Below are 8,156 nucleotides of genomic sequence, written 5' to 3'. Positions count from 1 at the left end.
AGGCCCTTGGAAACGGCTGGACCAGCCGGTACTGTCAAACAGTGCCGATAGTACGGCCTTCGATGCCATGCTGGTTTCGAACCCTGCTGTATGTGTAGGGCGCGATGGCAAATTTGTCATGCTGTATAAGGCTGTATGCAAGAATGGAATGCTTCGCGGAGGCAAGGTGCGTTTCAGTGTAGCATTTGCCGATTCTCCGACAGGTCCTTTTGTAAAGACCAATAAGCTGATATTCCAGCCCGAAGACCCCAATGCTTCCATGGTAGCCGAAGATCCTTTCGTATGGTATGATAAAAAGTGCGACCGTTATTTTGCCATTGTCCGCGATGTAGTACGTCAGTTTACAGGAAAGGAAAGTGGAGGTTTGGCTTTGATGGAGTCGGAAGATGCTGTTAACTGGCGTCCGGCTCCCCATCCCAAAGTGCTTCCGCCTGTATTGCATTGGAGTGACGGAAGTACTTACGATGCCAACAAACTTAGTTTTGAACGTCCTTTCGTGTTTTTCGATAAGGATGGCATACCGCAATTATTATTGGGAACTTTCAGTGTGAATAATCACGACATCCGACGTGAACATTCGTTTAACGGCAGAGTTCCGCTTAAAATAACCGATAAAAAAGATTGACCATGAAACCGTTTTTTATGTTATTGACAGGGCTGTTGTTCTCGGGTGCCGTATGGGCTTCTGATGGCAAAGACTGGCTGGACGCTTATAATCCCTGCTGGACGACTCAAAGCCGTAACTCCAGTGAGTCTATGCCCTGTGGAGGTGGGGATATAGGTATGAATGTCTGGGTAGAGGATGACGAAGTTTTCCTTTATCTGTCGCGTTCGGGAGTTTTTGATGAGAATAATGTATTTCCTAAACTTGGGCGTGTACGCCTGTCGTTCCATCCGAATCCTTTTGAAGGTGCCTCTTTTAAGCAGGAACTGAAATTGCGTGACGGGTATGTTGAAATAGAAGCGGTCAAAGACGGAAAAAAGACAGTTGTTGAGATTTGGGCAAATGTTCATATCCCGGTTGCAGAAGTTGCGGTAAAATCAGACGTTCCGTTGACCATGGAGGCGGCCTATGAAAGTTGGCGTTTTGCTCCGCTGGTATGGGAGGAGGCTGGTCGTGTACGTGCCAGCATAGCCTATCGTGGCGCACCTGTAAAAGCTGTAGTCCAGCCGGACTCCATTATGCACGATGGAAAACGGATTACCTGGTATCACCGTAACCGCGAACAGACTGTTTTTGACCTGACTGTTAAGCAGCAGCAACTGGAGGCTGTTAAAGGACAAATGTGGAATCCGCTGAAGTCGTTGACATTTGGTGGTTATATAGAGGGTGATGACATGACGGTAGCCGGCTCCTGCGCCGGGCGTTATGTTGATACTGATTTTAAAGGGTATAAACTACGTTCGGAGCGTCCTCGTAAAAAGCACCATCTCGTGATGGCTTTTCATACCGAGCAGACAGAGACGCTGGAACAGTGGCAAAACGGATTGCAGCAGACCGGAACGCGTTTTGAAAAGGAAGCGCAAGTGTATAAGAAAGATTCCCGGCGCTGGTGGAATCAGTTCTGGGATCGCAGTTATGTTGTGATAAATCCTGATTCGGCACAGGCCCAGTCTTCTTCCTGGCAGGTCGGACGTAATTATCAGTTGTTCCGTTATCAGTTAGGATGTAATGCCTATGGCAAATTACCGACCAAATTCAATGGAGGTCTGTTCACTTACGATCCTTCTTTGGTCAATCAGAGTTTTCCCTTTACTCCTGACCATCGTGACTGGGGTGGAGGTACACATACTGCCCAGAATCAAAGACTCGTCTACTGGCCTATGCTGAAAAGTGGTGACTTTGATATGATGTATCCCCAATTGGACTTCTACCTGAATGCACTTGAGAATGCACGTTTGCGTGTGCAACAGTATTGGGGACATCGGGGAGCCTGCTTTACAGAACAAATCGAGTGGTTCGGCTTGCCTATGGCAGGTTCGTATGGGTGGAACCGTCCGTCTTTGTTGCATCCGGGTATACAACATAACCTATGGATTGATTACGAATGGGATACCGTATTTGAATTCTGTAAAATGGCTTTGGACTTGTACTTCTATACAGGTACCGATATTCGGAAATATATTCCTTTGATAGAAGAATGCCTGACGTTCTATGACGAACATTATCAGTATTTGGCTGCTCAGCGTTCTTCCAAAACATTGGATGGCAAAGGCAAGTTGATTTTGTATCCCAGTACAGGTTGCGAAACCTATAAGATGGCTTATAACTCAGCCAATACCATAGCCGCTTTGAAGTGTGTGACAGATCTGCTTTTGCAATTGCCGGACGATTATCTGACAGGCGAGCAAAGAAAACACTGGCAGGGTTTTGCCAAACGTATTCCGGACATTCCGTTCCGGGATTGTGGCGGACATAAGACGATAGCACCGGCTGTGACGTGGGAAAGAATAAACAATGTAGAAATTCCTCAGCTTTATCCGGTATTCCCTTGGGGATTGTATGGCATAGGCTTGCCCGACTTGGACATTGCCGTGAATACCTGGAAATATGGAGTAGACAACACAAATCAGAAAAACTATATAAGCTGGCATCAGGATGCCATATTCTGTGCTCGTCTGGGTCTGACCGATGAGGCAAAAGAGATAACATTGAAAAAAATGACAGATGCTCCCCGCCGTTATCCGACCTTCTGGGGACCGGGTCACGACTGGGTACCCGACCACAATTGGGGAGGATCGGGCATGATTGGCGTGCAGGAAATGCTGATGCAGACGGTTGGCGATAAAATCTATCTGTTGCCGGCCTGGCCCAAGGAATGGAATGTGTCGTTCAAGCTTCATGCTCCTGGCAATACGGTTGTAGAATGTGTCTGGAAAGACGGGAAAGTACAGGAACTGAATGTATTCCCGGAGAGTAAAAGAAATGATGTTGTATTACCTTAATAAAACCATGGCGGGATGAAACGTCTGTTTACTTTACTGCTTGTAGGCATGCAACTGTCTTTGGTGTATGCTCAAAATAACTTGGATTCTATTTTCTGTTGTCCGCCGGACGAAGCAAAGCCTGTTGTATGGTGGCGCTGGATGGGAAACCAGATTTCCAAAGATGGGATAACGGCCGATTTGGAAGCCTTAAAAGCCGTTGGACTGGGAGGAGTAGTTCATTTTCAGGTTTCTGCCGGTATCAATGATGCGGCTTTGTGGACAAATGAGAACACGCGCCTCCCAAAGGTAAAAACTCTGTCCTCGGAGTGGTGGAATATGATGAAACATGCCATTGACGAGTCGGACAGGTTGGGATTGAGTTTCAGGATGCAGAACTGCCTGGGCTATTCTACTAACGGTGGTCCGTGGATAAAGCCGGAACAGGCTATGCAGAAATTAGTGTGGACCGATACTATAATAACGCTGGATAAGAATCGGACTGTCATGATGGCGTTGGAGCAGCCGGAAGTGCATAAGCCTACCCGCTATTATCAGGATATTGCTGTTTTGGCCATTAAATTGTCCGATTCGGATGTGGTGTCTCTTTCCGATATTCACGACATTACGAAGTATGTCAAGGCGGGTGAGATAGCAGGTTGGAAAGCTGATGCGGGACGTTGGAAGATAATCAGATACGGATATACGCCGACGGGTGTAATGCCTCATCCGGTAGATAATTATGTAAACGGGCTGGAGTGTGACAAGATGAGCCGTGAAGCCATAACGACCCACTTTACTAATTATGTGAAGAAGATTCTGGACATTGCCGGGGACAAGGCCGGTCGGACAGTCGAAGCAGTGGTGCTGGACAGTTACGAAGCCGGAGGACAAACATGGACTCCTCGCTTCCGGGAGAAGTTTATTGAAAAAAGAGGATACGATCCGCTTTACTGGCTTCCGACTTTTGGGAAGGGGGAGATCCGTGGCAGCAAGAATTCTTCATTGGACTGGATTCCTCCTGTTGGCGAACTGATTGTAGAAAACAGAGACTTGACAGAACGTTTCAGATACGATTTCTATAAAACGATAGAAGAACTGGTACTTGAAGAGAACATAGCGGCGTTAACCGAACTGTCTCACCGTTATCCTGATGTGAAGTTTGAATTGCAGCCGTATAATGCTCCTTATAACTTTGTCAGGGGTGGAAGAATGGCCGACAGAGTCAGCGGAGAGTTCTGGCACGGTAATTCCAGTTATGGATGGTGGACCTTGCGTTTGGCTGCTTCTGTTGCCCATATAACGAAAAATCCGATTGTCTATGCCGAAGCTTTTACAGCCAGTCCGTCGGCTGGGAACTGGGATATTTTGCCGGAAGACATGAAAGCTGAGGCTGATCTGGCTTTCTCGTTGGGAGTTAATGCTTTCCAGCTTCATGTGATGCCGCATCAGCCGTGGGATGATTCTGTTTTCCCCGGTATGGTGTCTCAGTCTTGGGGTACTCAGCTGAACAGGCATAACTCGTGGTGGACGCAGTCGAAGGCTTGGAACGAATATCTGACTCGGGTACAAGGCATGTTGAGGCAGGGAGAAGCTGTTGCCGATGTCGCTTATCTGTATCCTACTTTTCAGAAAACAATACCAGTGGCCGATGGCTACAATTGTGATGCAATGGACGAAACATTCGTGCAGGAACATGTTTATGCCGATGCAGAGGGATTGGTGTTGGATAACGGAAGACGTTATAAATTACTTGTTTTGCCTGATAATGAGGCGATGAGTCTTTCATTGGTTAAGAAAATAGCAGCTTTGGTGAAAGACGGAGCTTGCATCGTTGGGCCACGTCCGCTGAAGTCATCCGGTTTAAGTGGCTATCCGACAGTTGATAGTGAGATACAGAAGCTATCTGCTGAGGTTTGGGGAGATTGTGATGGAACGAATGTAAGGAAACATGAATACGGAAAAGGTACGGTCTACTGCGGGATATCTGTGGCTGAAGTTATGAAAGACATGGCTGTAGAGAAGGATCTGGAGATACTGGCCGGAGGCAACTCGATTGTCTGGACACACAGAAAGACGGCCGATGCTGATATTTATTTTGTAGCCAATCAGAGCCGGAAACCTGTCGGTGCTGAAATACTTTTCCGTGTAGCAGGAATGCTGCCTGAAATATGGGATGCTGAAAAAGGTACTACAACACAAAAGGTGACATGGGAAAAGGAAGCCGAAAGAACAAAAGTTTCGTTGGAACTGGAATCGTTGCAGAGTCTGTTTGTGATATTTCGGAAGCAAACGAAAGATACCGGAAGTGGAAAGAGCATTGACGTGTCGGAAAGCATCGTCTCGGAGATTGCAGGTCCGTGGAAGGTTTTGTTCAAACCGGTAAAGGCTCAGGAAAGTTTTGAAGTCAATATGGACTCTTTGTATGACTGGACTATATCGGCTGACAAACGTTTGAAGTATTTTTCCGGTACTGCCACATATTCGAAAAACGTACATCTGACAAAGAAAGAAATAAAAGATGCCCAAGCTGTCTACCTGGATTTGGGTAAAGTCGGCGGAATTGTCTCACTGAAGATAAATGGCCGTGAGGTGGCTGTGTTATGGAAACATCCATTTAAGGCAGATATCACCCGATATGTGAAGCCAGGCAAGAATGTGTTCGAAATAGAGGTAACCAATACGTTGACCAATTGTCTGATAGGGGATGAACAATATCCTTTGGACATAAAGTTTGGCCGGTTGGACTATGCGGGAAAAGTTTTCCGTGGAAGGTGGCTTCTGGAATATCCCAAGTGGCTGTATACGGGTGATAAACGTCCGACCGAACGGAAAACATTTACAACTTACAATTATTACCGGCAAGACAGCCCGTTATTGCCTTCCGGTCTGTTGGGCGACAAGATACGGATTATTGTTGAACGGTGACGGGCATGGATAGACTTCTTGAAATAAGTGACAAGTTGTTTCTTAAATAATAGTTGATTGTATAGCTGAAATAGATATGAATAATAGATTGTTACATCGCTTCTGTATTGTATTGGGCATTATTATGATTGCAATGCCACTTCATGCGGGTACTGTCCGCATTATGGGAATAGGTGACTCTATCACGGAAGGAGGGGGAACTTTCACGTCATATATGGGGCCTTTGGCACGGCTGTTGAGTGCGGCAGGTTTCGACTATGAGTTTGTAGGTCCCCGGAATGGAAGTTCTGCCGGCATTTCATATAAACATGCTGCTTTTGGTGGTAAGAATACCGAATATGTTGAACAGAGAATTGACTCCATATATCGGACTTTCCCGGCGGACATTGTACTGATACGTTCCGGTCATAATCATTTTGTAGAAGAAAAGCCGGTTCCGGGCATTGTGGCTGCTCATCGTTCTATGATTGATAAGATAATGCAGGTCAATCCGGATGCAGTGATATTAATAGCGGGAGTTATTCATAGTGGTAAGTTACCGAAGTATAGTTACATCGCCGAACTTAACGAAAGTCTTCGGCAGATGGTAGAAGACGTAAACCGCCCGAATGTGAAGTATGTCTCTGTGAACGATGGATTCGACTGGCGCATTCATACCATAGCCGATAAAGTTCATCCCAATCTGACAGGTGCATTTGTGATGGCTTGTAATTGGTTTAAGGTTTTGAATCCGATTATTCTGCAATGCTTTGTTGAAAAGAAATCATAATCATGGTTAACGGCAAGTTAAGAGGAACGAGTTATTGAGGAGTTGTAGGCTAAAAAGCAGAGTGCTTTATTTTTCCCCAGTTAGGAAATCTTTTTTCCCTAACTGGGGAATATTATTTTCCTAACTAGGGAATAATTTTTTCCTAACTGGGGAAAAATCATACCTTCTCCTGATATAATCAGACGCTTTTTATTCTATAAACTATAATAGTAGACATTTCTTGAGAAATGCTTCTATTTGAATAGACACTTTGTCTAATACTGTGTCTTTTCCTGTCATAGAGGTATGCTTGTTGTGCTTTAAGCAGATTTTCGGAAGAAATATTATCAGATATGTGGGGAAGAAACACTATTTTTGTCTCGGTGAATTTAAAGGAACGATATGTCTGTCATTGAAATAACTTCTCTGGAACAACCGGGTGTGGAAGTGTTCAGCACACTGACCGAAGCACAACTGCGTAACCGACTCGATCCACAACACGGTATCTTTATTGCTGAAAGTCCGAAAGTGATTCGCGTAGCACTTGATGCGGGGTACGAGCCTACCGCCTTGCTTTGCGAACGGAAGCACATAACGGGCGATGCGGCCGATATTGTAGAACGAATAGGTGATGTTCCCATTTATACCGGCGACCGCGATTTGCTGACTCGGCTTACCGGCTATACGCTGACGCGCGGAGTGCTTTGTGCCATGCGTCGGCCATTGCCGCCGATGGTGGAAGATGTGTGCAATGGTGCACGTCGTGTGGTTGTGATTCATGGAGTGGTGGACACGACCAATATTGGTGCCATATTCCGTTCGGCAGCAGCTTTGGGCATTGATGCCGTATTGCTTACTCTCGATTCTTGCGATCCGTTGAACCGCCGTTCGGTGCGCGTGTCTATGGGCTCGGTTTTTCTGATTCCCTGGACGTGGATTGAGAATCCGTTGACGAAACTGAAGGAACTTGGATTCCGTACAGCTGCATTGGCTTTGACCGACCGTTCTGTTTCTTTAGACGAACCGGCACTGAAAGCAGAAGCCCGTCTGGCTTTGCTGATGGGAACCGAAGGCGACGGCCTGCCTGCCGAGGCCATTTCCGGAGCCGACTATGTGGTACGTATTCCTATGATGCATGGGGTCGATTCGCTGAATGTAGCGGCTGCTTCGGCTGTAGCATTCTGGGAGTTGTGTAAGAAATGCTAAGAATGCTCAAGTTTCGGTGAAACCTCACTTTGCTGTGATCTATTGAGGGTTAGTGTGTTGCAATGATGGATACGCGGACAACACGGACAATGCGGATGAACGCGGATTTTCATTTTTCTTCTTTTTATCCGTGCCAATCCGCTCATTCCGCGTCGTCCGCGTATCCATCTTTCATTTTCTAAAGTTCTACTTGACGCCCGTAACTACTTACTTTAGCCGCGCAACATCGGTAGTTAGCTAACCTAACAAGCAATGTTGTCTAGTATGACAAGCAATGTCGTCAGGTTTTATAAGCAATGCTGTCGGGTTTTTTCTAAAAAATAGCGTAGTTTTCTTTAACCTTTTGATT

Annotated in this window: 5 protein-coding genes; all 5 read left to right on the top strand. The window is 46.1% G+C overall.

Annotated features, from left to right (window positions below; all coding sequences use genetic code 11):
• Positions 1 to 625, top strand: a 625-nt coding sequence (locus tag QVP67_RS13695) for a glycoside hydrolase family protein (protein WP_288180225.1), incomplete at its 5' end; no start/stop codon positions are given.
• 2 nt (positions 626 to 627) lie between these two features.
• Positions 628 to 2,946: a DUF5703 domain-containing protein gene (locus QVP67_RS13690; protein WP_022164125.1), complete on the top strand. Its 2,319-nt coding sequence runs from the start codon at positions 628 to 630 to the stop codon at positions 2,944 to 2,946.
• Positions 2,947 to 2,961: 15 nt separating this feature from the next.
• Positions 2,962 to 5,853, top strand: a complete 2,892-nt coding sequence (locus tag QVP67_RS13685; protein ID WP_022164124.1) for a glycosyl hydrolase — start codon at positions 2,962 to 2,964, stop codon at positions 5,851 to 5,853.
• A gap of 76 nt (positions 5,854 to 5,929) precedes the next feature.
• Entirely contained in the window at positions 5,930 to 6,622 is a 693-nt protein-coding gene (locus tag QVP67_RS13680) for an SGNH/GDSL hydrolase family protein (RefSeq protein WP_022164123.1), read from the top strand.
• Positions 6,623 to 7,003: 381 nt separating this feature from the next.
• The gene (locus QVP67_RS13675; protein WP_022164122.1) at positions 7,004 to 7,807 is read left to right on the top strand and encodes a TrmH family RNA methyltransferase; all 804 of its coding nucleotides are present in this window, start codon (positions 7,004 to 7,006) and stop codon (positions 7,805 to 7,807) included.
• Positions 7,808 to 8,156: the final 349 nt, after the last annotated feature.

It is taken from the genome of Bacteroides sp. CAG:633 (assembly GCF_000435115.1).
GTDB lineage: Bacteria > Bacteroidota > Bacteroidia > Bacteroidales > Bacteroidaceae > Bacteroides > Bacteroides ndongoniae.
The sequence above is the reverse complement of the archived record's forward strand: the minus strand, read 5'-3'. Positions and strand labels throughout refer to the sequence as shown.